We start from the raw sequence: 17,264 nt of genomic DNA on the forward strand, positions 1-17,264 counted from the left end.
TGCTTAATGAGCAGTCAAACTTAGTTAGTTGTAACTGAAGTTGTGCTGTTGTTGTCAGAGCTGTTTGCTGCAACGGCTACGCCAGCTACTACAGCACCAGCAACGGCAACAGTTGTTGCTGTTACAGTACCAGCTGCTGCGCCTGCAGCCGCTGTGCCACCTGCTGCTGCACCTGTTGAAGTTCCAGTTGCTGCAGTTGTGGTTGTGCTTGATGTGCTGCCTGTTACGCTAGATGAAGTGGCTACTTCATCAGCAAAAGCAGCAGTTGAACCTAAAGCCAACATCGCCGCTAAGGCAATCGCTGTTTTTTTCATAAATAATTCTCCATAGAGAGCGTGTTTACATCGATGTATGCTCAACTAATTGAGCTTATTTAAGATAAAATTATCTGTCGCAAATGTAAACAATATTAAATTCGGTCAAGAGTTTTATTTTTGAAGCACTAATTCTTTTTATTCAACTTCACATTCAAAGCTGGGCACGCTATCATGCGTCGCCTTAAAGTTTAAATAAAATGCATTGAAATGCATTCTTGGCCATGAATATAGCGTTATGGGAGTAAGATCTCATGCGGTAGCGTGGTCGAAATAAAATAACTGTTTATTTTGTTAATTAAAGTGCTAGCATGAGCAATGAATATATTGGCTTAGGATTCATTGGCTTAATGCAATAAATAACAATTGATATGCAATTTGGAGCGTATTGGTGTTCATCATTATGTCATCCACAAATTGCACTATTTATTGCCTTCATAAAAAGCACAATTACAACGTTAGGTTAGGCTAGAGAAAACTCCTCTTGCCATAGTGATGAATATGTCGATATCTTGTCTATGCTCATGGCCGGAGGTGTATCCACACTTCTGCTTAGCTATGACGTGCGACACGGACGTGATATCTCAGATATCTTAATGATTAGTTAGGAAAGTTGGTGTGTTAAACAAGACAATCTCCCTTATATTGGCCTCCTGCACTTTGGCAGGATGCACCATTCCCGGCGCCACCTTGCCGACCAGTAATAAAAATCAGGTATGGAATGCCGATGACTCCGATACACTCTCACCGCGAGTTAACGTATACCCTTTAACGCCTAATCTGATCAACGAGCTCAAACTCAATCAAATTACCCCATCGTCTCAGGTGAACTTAGGCCTGGAAGAGGAACTGTCCGATTACCAATACCATATTGGCACCGGTGATGTACTTAACGTGACGATTTGGGACCACCCTGAGTTAACAATCCCTGCTGGTTCATACCGCAGTTCGGAAGAAGCCGGTAACTGGGTACATGCCGATGGCACCATCTTCTACCCTTATATCGGTAAAATTGCCGTTAAGGGGCTAACGGTAACCCAAGTTCGTGATCTCATTACTCAGCGAATTAAAAAATACGTTGAAGACCCACAGGTCGATGTCAACATCGCGGCATTTCGTTCTCAAAAATCTTACGTGACTGGTGAAGTGAATAAACCGGGCGCGCAAGCCATTTCTAACATCCCGCTTACACTGCTTGATGCGGTCAATGCCGCTGGAGGCATTACCCAAGATGCCGATTGGCGCAATATCACCTTGACTCATCACGATGGTAAAGAAGAACACCTTTCCCTTTATGCTCTGATACAAAAAGGCGATTTAACTCAAAACCGCCTATTGCACAAAGGCGATATTATTCACGTGCCACGCAACGATACTCAAAAAATCTTTATCATGGGCGAAGTTGCCGACCCGCAAGTGGTCAAAATCGATCGCGCAGGCATGAGCTTAACCGAAGCACTAGCCAACTCTGGCGGAATTAATGAAAAAGAAGCCGACCCAACTGGGATTTTTGTCATCCGCAGTACGGGCTTAGCTAACGCCACCACTAAGCAGAGTAATGCGCCCCTTGCTGATGTATTCCAGCTAAATATGAAAGATGCTACCGCTTTGGTGATGGGCACGGAATTTGAACTGCAACCTTACGATGTGGTTTATGTGACTGCTGCCCCTGTGGCGCGTTGGAATCGTCTTATCAGCCAGCTAGTACCAACCATCTCTGGGTTTAACGACCTAACAGAAGGTATGCTGCGTTTACGTAACTGGCCATAGAAAGGAAATCGCGACATGTTTGATAACATTTTGGTGGTCTGCGTTGGTAATATTTGCCGCTCTCCCATTGGAGAGCGCTACTTACAGCAGTTATTTCCTAATAAACAGATTGCCTCAGCCGGCCTTGCCTCGAAAAAAAGCCATTTAGAAGGCAAACCTGCCGATGCCAGCGCGCAGCTGGTGGCGCAAGAGCATGGTCTCGATTTAACTGGGCATAAGTCACAGCAACTGACATCCGCTTTGTGTGCTCAATACGATTTGATCTTGGTAATGGAAAAAGGTCATTTAACGGCTTTAAACGATATTGCCCCAGAGGCAAGAGGCAAAGCCATGTTATTTGGCCAGTGGATTGGGCAAAAAGACATTCCCGATCCTTACCGCCAAAGTAAAGAAGCCTTTGATTACGCCTATCAATTAATTGCTCAAGCGGCTGATGCTTGGGCTGCCAAACTTTAATACGATTAGAAGATTATGACGGACAAAACTGCAACTTCACGTAACGCATCGGATAATGATGAGATTGACTTAGGTCAGCTGTTTGGCCTGCTACTGGATGGCAAATGGGTTATCGCCATTACTACCTTTTTATTTGCCCTTTTTGGTATTGCCTTTGCGTTACTTTCTACGCCGATTTATCAAGCCGATGCATTGATTCAAGTGGAACAAAAAAGCTCGGGCGGCTTTTCTGCCATTATGAGTGAAAGCTTGGGGGATATGTTTGCCTCTGAGTCAACCGCAGATGCGGAAATTCAATTGATTAAATCACGGATGATATTGGGCGGCACGGTGGATAAATTCGATTTAACCACCGTAGTGAGTCCAGATTACTTCCCGTTGATTGGTAAAGGCATTGCTCGTTTAACCGGTAACCAGCAGTTTGTTAAAGTGAGCAGTTTTGAATTACCTAAAATGGTATTTCCCGATGAAAACTCTTATCAAATCGTTGTATTAAACGGAGAGCAAGGTATTTATCAACTGGTGAACGATGATAACCAAGTTCTCCTGAAAGGGAAAGTGGGCACAAAAGTCGTTGACAACGGTTATGAACTGCAGATCAGTGCATTACAAGCAAAAAGTGGCACCCATTTCAATATTGAAAAACGCAATGACCTAGATGCAATTGATTGGTTAAAGCAAAACTTAGGTGCCGCGGAGCAAGGTAAGCAAACGGGCATTATCAAGTTAAGCTTTGCTAATGAAAATGGCCAACTGGCGCAAGACATTTTAAATGATATCGCCCAACGTTACTTTTTACAGAACGTAGAGCGTAACTCAGCAGAAGCTGGGCAGAGCATTCAGTTTTTAAAAGAGAAGCTTCCGCAACTGAAAGAAAAATTGGTCGAATCAGAAAACAAGCTCAATGCCTATCGTAAAAAGCGTGAATCTGTTGACCTCACCATGGAAGCTGAATCGACTTTGAAAGTGATGGTTAATTTGGATGCGCAGCTTAATGAGCTGACCTTTAAAGAAGCTGAAATCAGCCAAAAATACACCAAAGATCACCCTGCATATAAGGCTCTACTGGATAAGCGTCAAACCTTATTAAATCAAAAATCAAAGATTAATAAACGCATCGAGAACTTGCCTGAAACGCAAAAAGAGATTTTAAGCCTGCAACGTGATGTTGAAGTAAACCAACAAATCTACGTGCAGCTACTCAATAAAATTGAAGAGTTGAGTGTGGTGAAGGCAGGTACTGTAGGTAACGTTCGTATTGTGGACCATGCGCAGACCTTCTCTAAACCTATTAAACCTAAAAAGCCTCTGATTGTTGCTATTGCAACTATATTAGGTTTATTACTGAGTGTTGCATATGTCTTTGTGAAATCTGCTTTGCACAAGGGAGTTGAAAACCCAGATGAAATTGAAGAACTTGGCCTTTCTGTATATGCCAGCATTCCCCGCTCTGAATTGCAATTTTCGCTAGCAGATAAGCTAAGTGGTAAAAAGCGCGGCTCAAGCAAAGATATGCTGTTGTTGGCGGAGATGAACCCTGCCGACCTTGCTATTGAAGCGCTGCGTAGTCTAAGAACCAGCTTGCACTTTGCCATGATGGAAGCCAAAAACAATATCTTGATGATTTCTGGCCCTGCGCCGGGCATTGGTAAATCGTTTGTTTCGACCAACTTTGCAGCGGTGTACGCAAAAGCGGGCAAAAAAGTACTGATTATTGATGCGGATATGCGTAAAGGATATTTACAACGTGCTTTTGGCCTTAAATGGGACCAAGGTTTATCGGATTACTTGAGTGGTGAAATTGGCATTGATGACGTGGTGAAATCCACACGTGTCGAGAACTTAGATGTGGTTACTCGTGGGCAAGTACCACCGAACCCATCGGAGCTACTGATGCACGGACGCTTAAAAGAGCTACTGACTTGGGCATCACAAAATTATGATCTCGTGATTGTGGATACACCGCCGGTACTGGCAGTAACTGATGCTAGTATTGTCGGGGCGATTGCTGGCACCACTTTAATGGTGGCGCGTTTTAGTCAAAACACTGCTAAAGAGATTGATGTGGCTCGTAACCGATTTGAGCAATCGGGTATTGAAGTGAAAGGGGTTATCTTTAACGCAGTTGAGAAGAAAGCTTCCACCCATTATGGGTATGGTTATTACAATTACAACTACGACTCCAGTAAATAACAATAGGATAGTTGACTAGCATGAAAATTTTAGTAACCGGGGGAGCCGGTTTTATTGGCTCAGCCGTTGTGCGCCATATTATTAACGACACACAAGATGCCGTGATCAATGTAGATAAACTGACGTATGCCGGAAATCTAGAATCGTTGTTTGGTGTTGACTCAAGTGAACGTTACGTGTTTGAACAGGCAGATATTTGTGATCGCACAGCGATGGATCGCATTTTTGCCGAGCATCAGCCCGATGCTGTTATGCACTTAGCGGCCGAATCCCATGTTGACCGCTCAATTGATGGGCCAGCTACGTTTATTGAAACCAATATTGTGGGCACTTACACCTTGCTTGAGGCAACTCGTCACTATTGGAACAACTTGGATGAAGCGCGTAAAAGCGCATTTCGTTTCCACCATATTTCAACCGATGAAGTGTATGGCGATTTAGAAGGCTCCGATGATTTCTTTACTGAGACTACGTCATATTCCCCCTCTAGCCCATATTCTGCGTCGAAAGCATCAAGTGACCATTTAGTTCGTTCATGGCTGCGTACCTACGGTTTGCCAACGTTAGTCACTAACTGTTCGAATAACTACGGTCCTTACCATTTCCCGGAAAAACTGATTCCGCTAATGATTTTAAATGCATTGGATGGTAAGGCTTTACCTGTTTACGGTAATGGCATGCAGATTCGAGACTGGCTATTTGTGGAAGATCACGCGCGCGCACTCTACAAAGTAGTGACTGAAGGTGAAGTTGGTGAAACCTACAACATTGGTGGTCACAATGAGAAAGCCAATATCGATGTGGTGAAAACCATTTGTGCATTACTTGAAGAATTGGTGCCAAACAAGCCCGCTGGTGTCGAACGCTATGCAGATTTAATTACTTACGTGACCGATCGCCCTGGGCATGATGTGCGTTATGCGATTGACCCAAGCAAAATTGGTCGCGAGTTGGGTTGGGTGCCAGAAGAAACCTTTGAATCGGGTATTCGAAAAACCGTTGAGTGGTATTTGCATAACACAGAGTGGTGGAGTCGCGTGCTAGATGGTTCTTACTCAATGGAACGTTTGGGAACTCACCAAGCGTAATTCACCTCATTCTGGTTACCTCTTTATATTTTAGTTGGCTAAGGCAAAAAAATGAAAGGTATTATTTTAGCGGGTGGGTCGGGTACTCGCCTTTATCCTATCACCCGTGGAGTTTCAAAGCAGTTGTTACCTGTATACGATAAACCAATGATCTATTATCCATTGGCTACTCTGATGCTTGCAGGTATTCGAGATATACTAATTATTACTACTCCAGAAGAAAATGAATCGTTTAAACGTCTACTTGGGAATGGTAGTGACTTCGGCATCAATCTGCAATACGCAATCCAAGAGTCACCTGATGGTTTAGCACAGGCATTCATTATTGGCGAAAATTTTATAGGTAAAGACAAGTGTTGCTTAATTCTTGGTGATAATATTTTTTATGGTCAATCCTTTTCTCGTACTTTACGAAATGCTGTAGAGCGGGAAAATGGCGCTACCGTATTTGGTTATCATGTAAAAGATCCTGAAAGATTTGGTGTCGTCGAGTTTGACGAAAAGTATAATGCTCTTAGTATAGAAGAAAAACCGGATACTCCTAAATCCAATTGGGCAGTTACAGGTTTATATTTTTATGATAACCGAGTCGTAGAATTTGCTAAGAAAGTTAAACCATCAAGACGCGGTGAACTCGAGATTACGTCTATTAATCAGATGTATTTAGAAGATAAAACGTTAAAAGTTGAGTTGCTTGGGCGTGGTTTTGCGTGGTTAGATACAGGTACACATGAGAGTTTGCATGAAGCATCTTCGTTTGTTCAAACCATTGAAAACGTTCAAGGATTAAAAGTAGCCTGTCTTGAGGAAATAGCATGGTTTAATGGATGGCTCAGTGATGAATCGTTATTTGAGCATGCACAGCCCATGCTCAAAAATGATTATGGCAACTACCTAATATCATTGTTAGATAATAGACGATTAAGAGAATCACTTAAGGCAAATAGATAATGAACGTTATTAAAACAAAACTCAAAGATTGTGTAATAATTCAACCCCAAGTTTTTGGTGATAATAGGGGTTTTTTTTTAGAGAGTTTTAATTTAAATAGATACTTAAGTTTGGCAGGAATAAAGGATAATTTTGTCCAAGATAATCGTTCTCGTTCATCAAAAGGTGTACTTAGAGGATTGCATTTTCAAAAGACGAAACCACAAGGGAAATTAGTTTCAGTGACAAAAGGTTCTGTTTTAGATATTGCTGTAGATTTGAGAAAATATTCACCATCGTTTGGTCAATGGGAAAGTATTGTTCTTTCTGATGAAAACAAAACACAGTTCTGGGTACCACCAGGTTTTGCTCATGGTTTTGTAGTACTTAGTGATGTTGCGGATTTTTCATACAAATGCACAAATTACTATGACCCAAAAGATGAGTCTGGAATTCTCTGGAATGATCCAGATTTAGATATTGATTGGGGAATTGATAATCCAATTTTGTCCGAAAAGGATAAAAATCTTCCATTATTTTCAGAATTTTTGAATAGAAATTAAAATGAAAAGAATCACAGTAATAGGTTCATCTGGCTTTATTGGAAGCGCGGTAAGAAATAAGTTCCAATTGGAAGGTTATGATGTTTATGCTCCCGCTCGTCATGATTTAGATTTTAGCCTAAATTTAGGAATTATTATATATTGTGCAGGATATGGTGATTGTAATAGACCTAATGATGTACTAGATGCCAATATAAATTATCTAAGAGATATTCTAGATCGAGCTAATTTCGAAAAATTGATTTATCTGTCTTCAACTAGAGTTTATATGGGGTCGAATAGTGCTAATGAATCTAGTGATCTTGTTTTAGAAATTAATGACAATCGAAAACTATTTAATTTGACAAAACTAGTTGCCGAGGATTTATGTCTAAATTCAAATAAGAATACGATAGTGGTTAGACCTTCAAATGTATATGGTTTAGCATTAAATAGTTCGCTCTTTTTACCATCAATAATAAAAGATGCTATAAACAAAAATGTTGTTAATATGTATGTTGATAAAACATATTCTAAAGATTATGTATCTGTTCTTGATGTTGTTGATATCATATTTAGATTATCAATGACTAATAATGAATTCGAAGTTTATAATATTGCTTCAGGTGAGAATGTTACAGCAGAGGATATTGCAAGTATCTTGGTATCAAACACAGGATGTAAAGTTATTTGGCATGATAATAATGTGACAGATGTATTTCCTGTAACATCAATTTCACGACTAAAATATGAATTTAATTATAAACCAAGTTGCGTATTGTCAGACCTAAAAATGATGATATTAGATTATAAGAGAGAAATCGGGAGAGACTATTGTATATAATTAAAAGATTAATTAAATACCTTTGCTCCTCTTTAATTAACATTAAATTAATGCTGACAAAGAGAAATATTAAAATTGGACATGGTGTGTATATTTCTAACTCATCTATATTACATGGTGACAATTTAATTAATGATTATTGCCGGCTCATTGATGTAGAACTCGGTCGCTATAGTTATGTATCACCACTCTCAATTATCATAAATACTAAGATTGGTCGATACTGCTCAATTGGTCCTGGTACAAAAATTGGCTTAGGTCTACATCCCATTGATAAACTATCAACATCACCTTTTATTTATAATAAAAGCTTATTTAAAGAGAAAAGAAAAGATGATTTTGAGTTAGTCGAAATTGGTAATGATGTCTGGATTGGGGCTAATGCGCTAGTCATGGGAGGGGTAAAAATTGCGACAGGTGCTGTTATTGGATCAGGAGCGGTTGTTACACATGATGTAGAGCCTTATGAAATAGTTGTCGGAGTTCCTGCTAAAGTAATAAAGAAAAGGTTCAATGATGAGAAAATAGCAGAGCTTTTAAGCTCCGAGTGGTGGAGAAATAACCCAAAGGATGTCTTGTGTGAGTAGGAAAAAAGTCATAGTTGTAGGTTCATCAAATGTAATATTCACATATTCCTATATCATGTCTTTGAGTGAAGTGTCTGATATAGTTGGTTACATTGATGTTGGAGTTCAGAATATAGAATTACCAATTAGGTTAAAGAATATTCCAAAGATGAAGTATTCTTCAAATAGAACTTCATTGGGAATAAAATCTAACATAAAAAAATTACTTAAACGGATTGGTATCGATAGAAATAAGTATATACTTTCGTTGGTAAACAAAATTGAGTTTTCAAAAAAAAATATTACTAGCCCAGAGCTTAAAGAGTTTATTTTTTCTAGAAAACCAGATCATATATTATATATCTGGAGTACCACGGTAAAAAAAATAAAGTCGGATATTTCATCTATTATTGAGGAAGATGACATGGATTGTAAGCAGTCGTTACTGATCAATACATATCCCGTTAGAAGTAACATACAATATGATGAATATAATCCTGATGCGAAGGTTGATGCAGAGTATTTTAATAGTTTTGATAAATTAATATTAACATCAGATTTAATGAAGGAGTATTTTACTAGTTCATTAGGAATTAATGAGAGTAGTTTAGTATTACATCAGGATAAGTTACATTCAAGTTTTTTTAAGTATAATAAAAAATCAAATATCGGAATATGTAATGAAATAAGTAAAGTTATTTTTCTTGGGAATACTAATTTCAAAGAAAGAACAATTGATGATGTATCCGGAATAATAAAAAAATTAGCCGAGGGTAATGTTGAAGTCTGGATCCAAAGTAGTGGTGATAAGATAAAACATCATAATGTTAAATATTTTAATCCTTATACTTATCAAGAAATGTTAGATGGTAAATTATCCACATTCGTTTCTCAGTTTAATGCCGTTATTATGCTATATAATGATTTGGATAATCTTAGATCAAATATAAGCTATCCAACTAGGTTTGCAATGGGAACATTAGGTTTAATACCTATACTAATTAAATCTAACCAATTCAAGGCGATAGAGGAGCTCTATAAAAACAACAATACGGTAGTATTGTTTGATAACTATCAAGAATTATTAAATATATGTAAGAACAAGGAATTTCTGTTGGAGAAAACTAAACTTATTAGAGAGAATTTATCCGAAGTTATGGAGAATCATGATTCTTCGTTAAGATTGATGAATGAATTATATGAAAATTAATTATAAAAACATATATAGATTCTTGGTGGCTGCTTTAATTGTTTTTACTATTCCATTATCTATGATGGATAATGTACTAAGTACGTATACTAGTTTTAATATACCTAAAGTAAATAGTATTAGTGCATTATTGTTCTTTATAATGTTACCATTTTTTTTTGTTTACCAACGTTTTTCTAAATATAGATTTTCAAACAAATCATTTTTTTTGGTTTTTTCTATAGTAATTTTGTATTTTGTAGAAATTATTGTAGTGATTTATCATTATGATACGGTAGGTTATTCATCTGGACAAATAAAAAGCGCAATTGAGTATCATGCGCCTATTTTTTTACTACAAATAATGTACATTGTTATAGGATTTAGTTTTTGTCATGAATTTTATGGCTTCGTAAAAAAAATGGTTTTTGTTTTTTTTATTTTCTATCTACTTATATTATTCCTGTATGCTGTAGATTTTTCCATATTGAAGCTTTTTTTAGTTGAAGAGAAAATAAACTATTTATTTTTGGGTGATATGACTGCAATGATGTTTATGGTTTTCTTTTCTTTCTCTGAAAACAAAAAGCCATTAATATTTTCCTTAGGTCTTGTTGTGTTGTTTTTGATAACCTCAAGAAGTTCTTTTTATATATATATAATCTCCTTTTGTTTCTATGGTCTCCATTGTTATTGGCTTGGTAGTCGAAATAAAAGGTTAGTGATGTTTTCTTTAATCTTCATAGCTACTAGCCTTTTCTTGCTTGTCGGTGCTGATAGTGTATTAAAACATCTTGATATGGATAATTATCGAGTGTTTCGTGTATTTAGTGACTCAGATACATCAAAGATGGGAAGGGATATTATTAACCATTCTGGAATGCAGTCTATTATATCGAATTGGTTCATCGGTGATTTTGGTGGACAAGTCGATATGAATTTGGATGGGAGAGGTGCTAGGTGGGGGCAATATATACATAATTTTTTCTCTATCTGGAGACAGTTCGGATTTGTTGCCTTTGTTATTTATTCTTCTATGCTAGGTTTTCTATCTTTTTTTACAGCTCGAGTTATTATGAGTAGGAAATCATCTCAACAAACGGATTTATATATTTTATTTGCTATTTTTTCTATTATTTCAGTTTTAATGGCAAGGTCTTATATTTTTACATCTATATATTTATTTATGGGATATTTCATTGCTTACAATCTCAAAAAAGTAAGTGATTAAATAGATTAACATGACAAAAAATTCTTTATTATTTGTGATATCTAAACTACTAGGGTTAATATTAACGTTTTTTACCACGGCTCTAGTTGCGCGACATTTGTCCGTTGCTGAATTTGGATTATATTCAATAGTAAAAGTCGTTTTCTCATTTGTCTTTGTGATTTCGTGTGTAGTAAATGATGCCTATATCATTTCCGAAATGAAAGATAACCCTAAAAATGTGGTAATTATTAATTTTATTCGCCATTTATTATACATATTACTGTCAGTTATAATATTTTTTTACTTTGATAATAATATAATTGTTATCTCTATTATGGCCCTGTATTTTTTTCAATTGTCAAATTTGGGTGTGGCAAGGCTAAACTTTTCAAATAGTGGAAAGTTAATTTTATTAATTAACATTTCTTCTCTCTTTATTTCATTGATGATATCATATTTTATATATATATATTCACATGAAATGATAATATCACTACTGATAGTTCTACCTTTATTTTATTTTTTATTGCAAGTTTTTTGTCTTTTTTTTACTGATGTAAGAAAGTTTTACTTCTTATTTTTATATCGGTTCAAGTCTTCTGAGATTAAAGAGAATCTATTATCTGTTTGGCCAATACTTATTACATCCCTTTTGATATTAGCTTATACAAGAGTTGATTATATTGTTATTTCTTATTATTTGACTAAGATTGATTTAGGTATATATGCTGTTTCAGGTCAAATTTCCGAACCTTTTTCTTTTGCTATTTCCGCATATGCATCATCGATAATAATTAAGATAAAAAGTATAGATGATGTAGAAGAGAGAAATCGATATATATCATCTCAGTTAAAGTATGTGCATTTATATTCAATTGTTTTATGCATTATGTTTTATTTCTTTGGGCAGTATTTTATTAGTGTTTTTTTTGGTGATAAATATCTTTCATCTTATATTCCAGCATTTATTTTGTTGTTTGGGAAAATATTTGTTTTTTCCAATCTATTTTTTAGTTTTATTATGATAATAGATAGTAAGTATAAGGTTCGAATGGTTAGGACTTTTTATGGAATAATCGTTAATATTATATTAAACTTTATATTGATACCTTTATTCGGGATCATAGGGGCGGCGGTAGCAACTTCATTATCACAACTGATTACGCTAACGATAATTAACTATTGCTCAGTACAAACCAGGGATTATTTTTATGTTTTTATTAATAGTTTTAGATTGGGAAAATAATGAAGATTGTACATATTTGTAATAATTATGTCGGCACTAAAGTACATGCAAATCAAATAGAAAATATTTCAATAGATAAATCAGTATATCAAAATGTTATAGTGCCAGTTTATGATAAAAATCATATTGGCATAAATGAAATAGAAAAAGATAATATTGAAATTAACTATATTTATGTTAATGTGAAGTTTCTAAAATTTTTTCCCTTAATAAAATTATTGTACATTACTTATATAATATTTGCTAATTTTAAAGAAATAATAAAATCTGCCGACGTCATTTACTCTCATACACTTTGGACAAACGGCCTACCTTGTTATTTAGCAAGTATAATATATAGAAAAAAGTTTTTCATTACTATAAGGAGTACTGATGTTGGCTCTTTTATAAAATTTCTACCACATTATAGACCTTTGATGAAATTAATTATTAGAAAAGCTTCTAATGTCATATTCCTTACCCCGATTTATAAGAAAAGAGTAGTAAATAGCTACCCTTGGTTATTTAAAGGTATATCATCAATATATATACCTAATGGTATTGACGAATATTGGTTCACTAAAGTTAATAACAAGTCTAAACAGAATCAATTTATTTTTGTAGGAAGGTTTACAAAAAATAAAAACTTTAAAACAGTTTATAAATCATTTATGAAGTTTTATGATTTAAATAGGTCTTATAAGCTTCTCGTAATTGGTGGTAGTGAATCTGAGTTAAAACACATATTAAAAGTTGATAAATTGCCTGGTTGTATAGTTGTAAAGGGGAAAATAACAAACATTGAAGAGTTATCTGACTTATATTTAACATCTAGGGCTCTGGTATTACCATCTATTAATGAAACATTTGGCTTGGTCTATCTAGAGGCTCTTTCTCGTAAATGTCCTGTAATTCTATCAAAAGGTGAAGCAATCGATGGGCTTTTCCCTCCTTGTGAATCTATATCTACTGTTGATAGTTATAATGTTGAGCATATTTATGATGCATTGCTGAAGTATGGTAACGATGACTTTGAGTTTGACTTCGATGATGATGAATTGGTATCTAAATATTCATGGTCAAGTATCTCAGATAAAATATTTAACACGATAAAATAATTTTGAAATGGTGAAATAACAGTTAAATTGATTAGTAGGGTCTAATATGCTTATATCAATAATAACGCCCTCATATAATAGCGTTGATTTTATTGAAAAAACTTATGAGTCAATTCGGGATCAGAGTTATTCTGACTGGGAATGGGTTATTACAGATGATTGTTCCACTGATGGCACATTTGATTTTATTAGAAAATTATCTTTATCTGATAATAGAGTAAGAGTGTTCCAAAATGAAAGTAATTCTGGTGCGGCAGTTTCTAGAAATAATTCAATTCTTAATGCAAAAGGTGAATATATAGCTTTTATTGATAGTGATGATCTTTGGTCTAATAATAAGTTAAAGAAACAATTAGATTTTATGGAGTCTAATAATATTAAATTTTGTTTCACTTCTTTTGAAGTTGTTGATTTAAATGGTAATCCTTTATCGAAGATAGTTGATAGAGAGAAATTATCCCCTCTCTCTTATGGTGATATGCTAAAGAAAAAGGCGACGTTAGGCTGCTCTACCGTAATGCTGAGAAGAGATAATTTCTCAGATATATCTATGCCTTTAATCAGGACTGGACAGGATTATGGTTTGTGGTTGAAATTATTAAAAACTGGGGAGTTGGCTTATCATCTAGATATCCCACTTACAAGATATAGAATTTTGCCCAATTCAATATCTCGAAATAAGGTTAAAAAGGCTAAAAGGCAATGGCAGATTTATAGAGAAATTGAAGGTCTTAGTCTTATCAAGTCATTTGAATGTTTTTGCTTTTACGCTTGGCGAGCAGTTTTTCGTAAATAATACAGTTATATTCCAGTTTATTTGTAAGCGCCCCATGATTTCATGGGGCGTTTTAGTTGAGATATTCCACGGACAGCGAGACAGCATGAACAATCTGATTTTAAAGGGATAAGCTCAGGACTGGATTCATTATCCCCCTCGGCTTTAATTGACCTTTTTCGCATGTTTTAGTTTATAGATAGAGGTAATAGACGAGTGCGAAAGGTGTCATTCAGCGTAAGAGAATACGCTGCGTAATGGATGAAAATTACTTAATTAAGTCTTCAGAAGGCTTGTATGACGAGAACGTTCATGAGCTTTCCGAGGGGTTACATTGAAAAATAAAAGCGCCAATCGGCGCTTTTTATGTCTATCAGATAGGTAGGAATTTAAGGGTTTACTCAAACCCCTTCCTGCTGATGAATAAAAACTTCTTTATCTTTACCTTTTAGGTGTTTAACAAATGCAGTAATGCGCCAAATATAAGCTAATGTTGTTGCATAAGCAGCAAAGGCGATAATAAAGCTAACCAGCATAATGCTTTCTTTGATTTGGAAAACTTCACCCAAAACACCAAAACCAGCTAAAATGGCAGAGACAAAGCAAATAAACGCTAGGGTTTGGTGTGGTGTTAGCCCTAAGCGTTGGCAAATATGGTGTAAGTGCTCACGATCTGGTTTGAATGGGGAGTGACCACGGCGAATGCGGCGCATCATAATGGCTGCCATATCCATTAATGGAATAGCAATAATCCATACCGCAGTAATTGGGCGTATTACATGAACGCTGGGTTGCTGGCTAGCTCCCATTAATAGCAAAATTACAGTCATGCCGATCATCATGCTACCGGCATCGCCCATAAATACTTTGCGTTTTTTACCCAAAATACCAAGGTTCATACAAATGTATGGCACCATAGCAACGATAAGAGTTAAACATAGGCCTATTGCCCAGTGCTGCCCTGCTAAACCGAGCAAAATAGCTAGCGCAGCAAAAGTCACAATAGAAAGCCCACCAAGTAAGCCATCAATACCATCCACCATATTAAATGCATTAATACAGCCTATTACTGCAAACACGGTAAAAATAGTACCAAAGTAGCCTAACGATATATCGCCAGTGCCGAACAGATTCCCAAGATGGCTCAAGCTGGTATTAGTGACAAACATAACAAGTAAAGCTAAACCTGCTTGAATGCCCAAGCGAAGTTTGAAGCTGATATCATATTTATCATCTAATGCCCCTGTTGCAATCAGTACAGTAATACAGAAGAAATACAAGCCTGTATGTGCTAATACATTGGGGTTAAAGAATAAGTAAACAGAGGTAACGAGATAGAGTGAAATCCCACCTACTAGGGGAACTGCACCAGTATGACGTTTACGAAAGTTTGGTTGGTCTACCAGTCCTATTTTTTTCGCCACTTCCCTTGTAACAAATAGGGAAATAAATGACAAAAAGAATATTAATATCATTTCCATGATCATAGTATTTAGCCGACGTTGTTGTTACAGAAATATAATTTTTTTAGAACGCCATTCTACCTCTAAAAGGGTAGGGTGAAAAGTTCAAAATACACACAAATTTGTTAAGAAATTAGTCATTCTTACCTATGCGACACCACGCTTTTTATCAACTAATTAATATTCATGAGAATTTATAGTCTTTAAAATAATATTGCTGTTTAGGCGGGTGTATTATGAAGTTTAAAATTTGTGATATTGAGTTAGAAGATGGCTCTGGTTATTTTATAATCGCATTTTAATGGTTAGTTTAACTTTTCTATCAAATATATTGAGATATTTATAGATAAATGCAGGGGGGGGGGCTTAAGAAAAGAATAGATATTGTACTTTTATTTATGATTGGAAATAATACGCACGTCAGATAACTAGGTGATAATTATGATTAAAAAATGTCTTTTCCCTGCTGCAGGGTACGGAACCCGCTTTTTGCCAGCAACAAAATCAATGCCAAAAGAGATGATGCCAGTGGTAAATAAGCCACTTATTGAGTATGGGGTTGATGAGGCCATTCACGCCGGTATGACGGATATGTGCATTGTCACTGGCCGTGGTAAACATTCGATTATGGACCACTTTGATACTAACTATGAGTTGGAACACCAAATCAACGGCACTTCGAAAGAGGTTCTGCTTGAAGATATTCGTGGTGTGATGGATTCCGCCAGCTTCACTTATATTCGTCAGCGTGAAATGAAAGGCTTAGGTCACGCTATTTTGACTGGTAAAGCTTTAGTGGGTGATAACCCATTTGCTGTCGTGCTCGCTGATGACCTTTGCGTGAATGAAGACAAAGGCGTGTTAGCACAAATGGCAGAGCTGTATAACCAGTTTCGTTGCACCATTGTTGCAGTGCAAGAAGTTCCTGAATCAGAGACCCATAAATATGGCGTGATCTCCGGTGAGATGATTAAAGACAACATCTTCCGTGTGGATGACATGGTGGAGAAACCAGAACCAGGTACTGCGCCAAGTAATATGGCGATTATTGGTCGCTACATTATGACGCCAGATATCTTCGATTTAATTGAACAAACTGAACCAGGCAAAGGCGGTGAAATTCAAATTACCGATGCCCTGCTTAAACAAGCTCAAACTGGTTGTGTTTTGGCTTACAAGTTTAAAGGTAAGCGTTTCGATTGCGGTAGTGTGGAAGGCTACATTGAAGCGACTAACTACTGTTATGAAAACGTCTATCAGAAACAAAACCAGAAAAAGATTGAGCCTACTGTTGTAAAAGTGAAAACAGCAGAAGTTGAAATGGCATAACACTGTTTAGATAAATGAAAGGAAAAAGGAGCTTCGGCTCCTTTTTTACGTTTACTCAACTAAGCTGCTAACGAGGACTGCTGATGGAAGTGATAGGGTGTTAACAGCTCATAAGTGGTTCGGATTTGAATTATTAGCCCCTTATATTGGTGTGACTGGTAGGCTGTTAGTTGCTCTATTTACAATGCTCGATTTTTGAATCGCACGATATTGCATATGTAGAAGAAACATGAATCAATTCCTGTTATT

The 17,264-nt window shown here is 36.2% G+C and carries 16 protein-coding genes; 14 read left to right on the forward strand and 2 right to left on the reverse strand.

The features are described from left to right. Window positions 1-20 precede the first annotated feature (20 nt). The gene (locus JCM16456_RS00715; protein WP_068711511.1) at window positions 21-314 is read right to left on the reverse strand and encodes a hypothetical protein; all 294 of its coding nucleotides are present in this window, start codon (window positions 312-314) and stop codon (window positions 21-23) included. 618 nt (window positions 315-932) lie between these two features. Here JCM16456_RS00715 and JCM16456_RS00720 point away from each other — a divergent pair. The 13 genes from JCM16456_RS00720 to JCM16456_RS00780 are packed head-to-tail and all read left to right on the forward strand — an operon-like array spanning window position 933 to window position 14,244. Continuing rightward, window positions 933-2,084, forward strand: coding sequence for a polysaccharide export protein (locus JCM16456_RS00720; RefSeq protein ID WP_068711512.1), 1,152 nt, complete (start codon window positions 933-935; stop codon window positions 2,082-2,084). A gap of 15 nt (window positions 2,085-2,099) precedes the next feature. Further along, entirely contained in the window at window positions 2,100-2,540 is a 441-nt protein-coding gene (locus JCM16456_RS00725; RefSeq protein ID WP_068711514.1) for an arsenate reductase/protein-tyrosine-phosphatase family protein, read from the forward strand. 15 nt (window positions 2,541-2,555) lie between these two features. Next, window positions 2,556-4,733 (forward strand): polysaccharide biosynthesis tyrosine autokinase, encoded by a 2,178-nt coding sequence (locus JCM16456_RS00730; RefSeq protein ID WP_068711516.1) that lies wholly within the window; start codon window positions 2,556-2,558, stop codon window positions 4,731-4,733. A gap of 20 nt (window positions 4,734-4,753) precedes the next feature. Next, a complete protein-coding gene (rfbB, locus tag JCM16456_RS00735; RefSeq protein WP_068711517.1) occupies window positions 4,754-5,821 on the forward strand; it encodes a dTDP-glucose 4,6-dehydratase in 1,068 nt (355 codons plus the stop codon). Window positions 5,822-5,872: 51 nt separating this feature from the next. Then, window positions 5,873-6,772, forward strand: coding sequence for a glucose-1-phosphate thymidylyltransferase RfbA (gene rfbA / locus JCM16456_RS00740; protein WP_068711519.1), 900 nt, complete (start codon window positions 5,873-5,875; stop codon window positions 6,770-6,772). Beyond that, window positions 6,772-7,314, forward strand: coding sequence for a dTDP-4-dehydrorhamnose 3,5-epimerase (gene rfbC / locus JCM16456_RS00745; protein ID WP_068711521.1), 543 nt, complete (start codon window positions 6,772-6,774; stop codon window positions 7,312-7,314). Before rfbA ends, rfbC begins: the two co-directional genes overlap by 1 nt. A 1-nt stretch (window position 7,315) precedes the next feature. Continuing rightward, window positions 7,316-8,137, forward strand: coding sequence for an NAD-dependent epimerase/dehydratase family protein (locus JCM16456_RS00750; protein WP_068711523.1), 822 nt, complete (start codon window positions 7,316-7,318; stop codon window positions 8,135-8,137). Further along, window positions 8,128-8,724, forward strand: coding sequence for a CatB-related O-acetyltransferase (locus JCM16456_RS00755; protein WP_082712198.1), 597 nt, complete (start codon window positions 8,128-8,130; stop codon window positions 8,722-8,724). The genes JCM16456_RS00750 and JCM16456_RS00755 overlap by 10 nt, the downstream gene beginning before the upstream one ends. After that, on the forward strand, window positions 8,717-9,913 hold the full coding sequence (locus JCM16456_RS00760) for a hypothetical protein (RefSeq protein WP_068711525.1): 1,197 nt from the start codon (window positions 8,717-8,719) through the stop codon (window positions 9,911-9,913). The genes JCM16456_RS00755 and JCM16456_RS00760 overlap by 8 nt, the downstream gene beginning before the upstream one ends. After that, window positions 9,903-11,123, forward strand: coding sequence for a hypothetical protein (locus JCM16456_RS00765; RefSeq protein ID WP_156430419.1), 1,221 nt, complete (start codon window positions 9,903-9,905; stop codon window positions 11,121-11,123). The genes JCM16456_RS00760 and JCM16456_RS00765 overlap by 11 nt, the downstream gene beginning before the upstream one ends. 10 nt (window positions 11,124-11,133) lie before the next feature. Continuing rightward, window positions 11,134-12,351 (forward strand): oligosaccharide flippase family protein, encoded by a 1,218-nt coding sequence (locus JCM16456_RS00770; RefSeq protein ID WP_068711530.1) that lies wholly within the window; start codon window positions 11,134-11,136, stop codon window positions 12,349-12,351. Next, window positions 12,351-13,448 (forward strand): glycosyltransferase, encoded by a 1,098-nt coding sequence (locus JCM16456_RS00775; protein WP_068711532.1) that lies wholly within the window; start codon window positions 12,351-12,353, stop codon window positions 13,446-13,448. The genes JCM16456_RS00770 and JCM16456_RS00775 overlap by 1 nt, the downstream gene beginning before the upstream one ends. Before the next feature lie 46 nt (window positions 13,449-13,494). Beyond that, a complete protein-coding gene (locus JCM16456_RS00780) occupies window positions 13,495-14,244 on the forward strand; it encodes a glycosyltransferase family 2 protein (RefSeq protein ID WP_068711533.1) in 750 nt (249 codons plus the stop codon). A gap of 380 nt (window positions 14,245-14,624) precedes the next feature. Here the strand turns inward: JCM16456_RS00780 and wecA are convergent, their stop codons facing one another. Next, window positions 14,625-15,710: a UDP-N-acetylglucosamine--undecaprenyl-phosphate N-acetylglucosaminephosphotransferase gene (gene wecA / locus JCM16456_RS00785; RefSeq protein WP_068711535.1), complete on the reverse strand. Its 1,086-nt coding sequence runs from the start codon at window positions 15,708-15,710 to the stop codon at window positions 14,625-14,627. Between the two features lie 417 nt (window positions 15,711-16,127). Between wecA and galU the strand changes: the two genes are divergently transcribed. Then, complete coding sequence (gene galU, locus JCM16456_RS00790; RefSeq protein ID WP_068711537.1) at window positions 16,128-17,015, forward strand: UTP--glucose-1-phosphate uridylyltransferase GalU; 888 nt, start codon at window positions 16,128-16,130, stop codon at window positions 17,013-17,015. The last annotated feature ends 249 nt before the right edge of the window (window positions 17,016-17,264 follow it).

This window comes from Vibrio tritonius, assembly GCF_001547935.1.
GTDB classification, from domain to species: domain Bacteria; phylum Pseudomonadota; class Gammaproteobacteria; order Enterobacterales; family Vibrionaceae; genus Vibrio; species Vibrio tritonius.

What these genes read in the sequence shown, in the direction of transcription:
- JCM16456_RS00715 (WP_068711511.1), bottom strand. Translation starts at nt 314, where the DNA reads ATGAAAAAAACAGCGATTGCCTTAGCGGCGATGTTGGCTTTAGGTTCA.
- JCM16456_RS00725 (WP_068711514.1), top strand. Translation starts at nt 2,100, where the DNA reads ATGTTTGATAACATTTTGGTGGTCTGCGTTGGTAATATTTGCCGCTCT.
- JCM16456_RS00730 (WP_068711516.1), top strand. Translation starts at nt 2,556, where the DNA reads ATGACGGACAAAACTGCAACTTCACGTAACGCATCGGATAATGATGAG.
- rfbB (WP_068711517.1), top strand. Translation starts at nt 4,754, where the DNA reads ATGAAAATTTTAGTAACCGGGGGAGCCGGTTTTATTGGCTCAGCCGTT.
- rfbA (WP_068711519.1), top strand. Translation starts at nt 5,873, where the DNA reads ATGAAAGGTATTATTTTAGCGGGTGGGTCGGGTACTCGCCTTTATCCT.
- rfbC (WP_068711521.1), top strand. Translation starts at nt 6,772, where the DNA reads ATGAACGTTATTAAAACAAAACTCAAAGATTGTGTAATAATTCAACCC.
- JCM16456_RS00750 (WP_068711523.1), top strand. Translation starts at nt 7,316, where the DNA reads ATGAAAAGAATCACAGTAATAGGTTCATCTGGCTTTATTGGAAGCGCG.
- JCM16456_RS00765 (WP_156430419.1), top strand. Translation starts at nt 9,903, where the DNA reads ATGAAAATTAATTATAAAAACATATATAGATTCTTGGTGGCTGCTTTA.
- JCM16456_RS00770 (WP_068711530.1), top strand. Translation starts at nt 11,134, where the DNA reads ATGACAAAAAATTCTTTATTATTTGTGATATCTAAACTACTAGGGTTA.
- JCM16456_RS00775 (WP_068711532.1), top strand. Translation starts at nt 12,351, where the DNA reads ATGAAGATTGTACATATTTGTAATAATTATGTCGGCACTAAAGTACAT.
- JCM16456_RS00780 (WP_068711533.1), top strand. Translation starts at nt 13,495, where the DNA reads ATGCTTATATCAATAATAACGCCCTCATATAATAGCGTTGATTTTATT.
- wecA (WP_068711535.1), bottom strand. Translation starts at nt 15,710, where the DNA reads ATGATCATGGAAATGATATTAATATTCTTTTTGTCATTTATTTCCCTA.
- galU (WP_068711537.1), top strand. Translation starts at nt 16,128, where the DNA reads ATGATTAAAAAATGTCTTTTCCCTGCTGCAGGGTACGGAACCCGCTTT.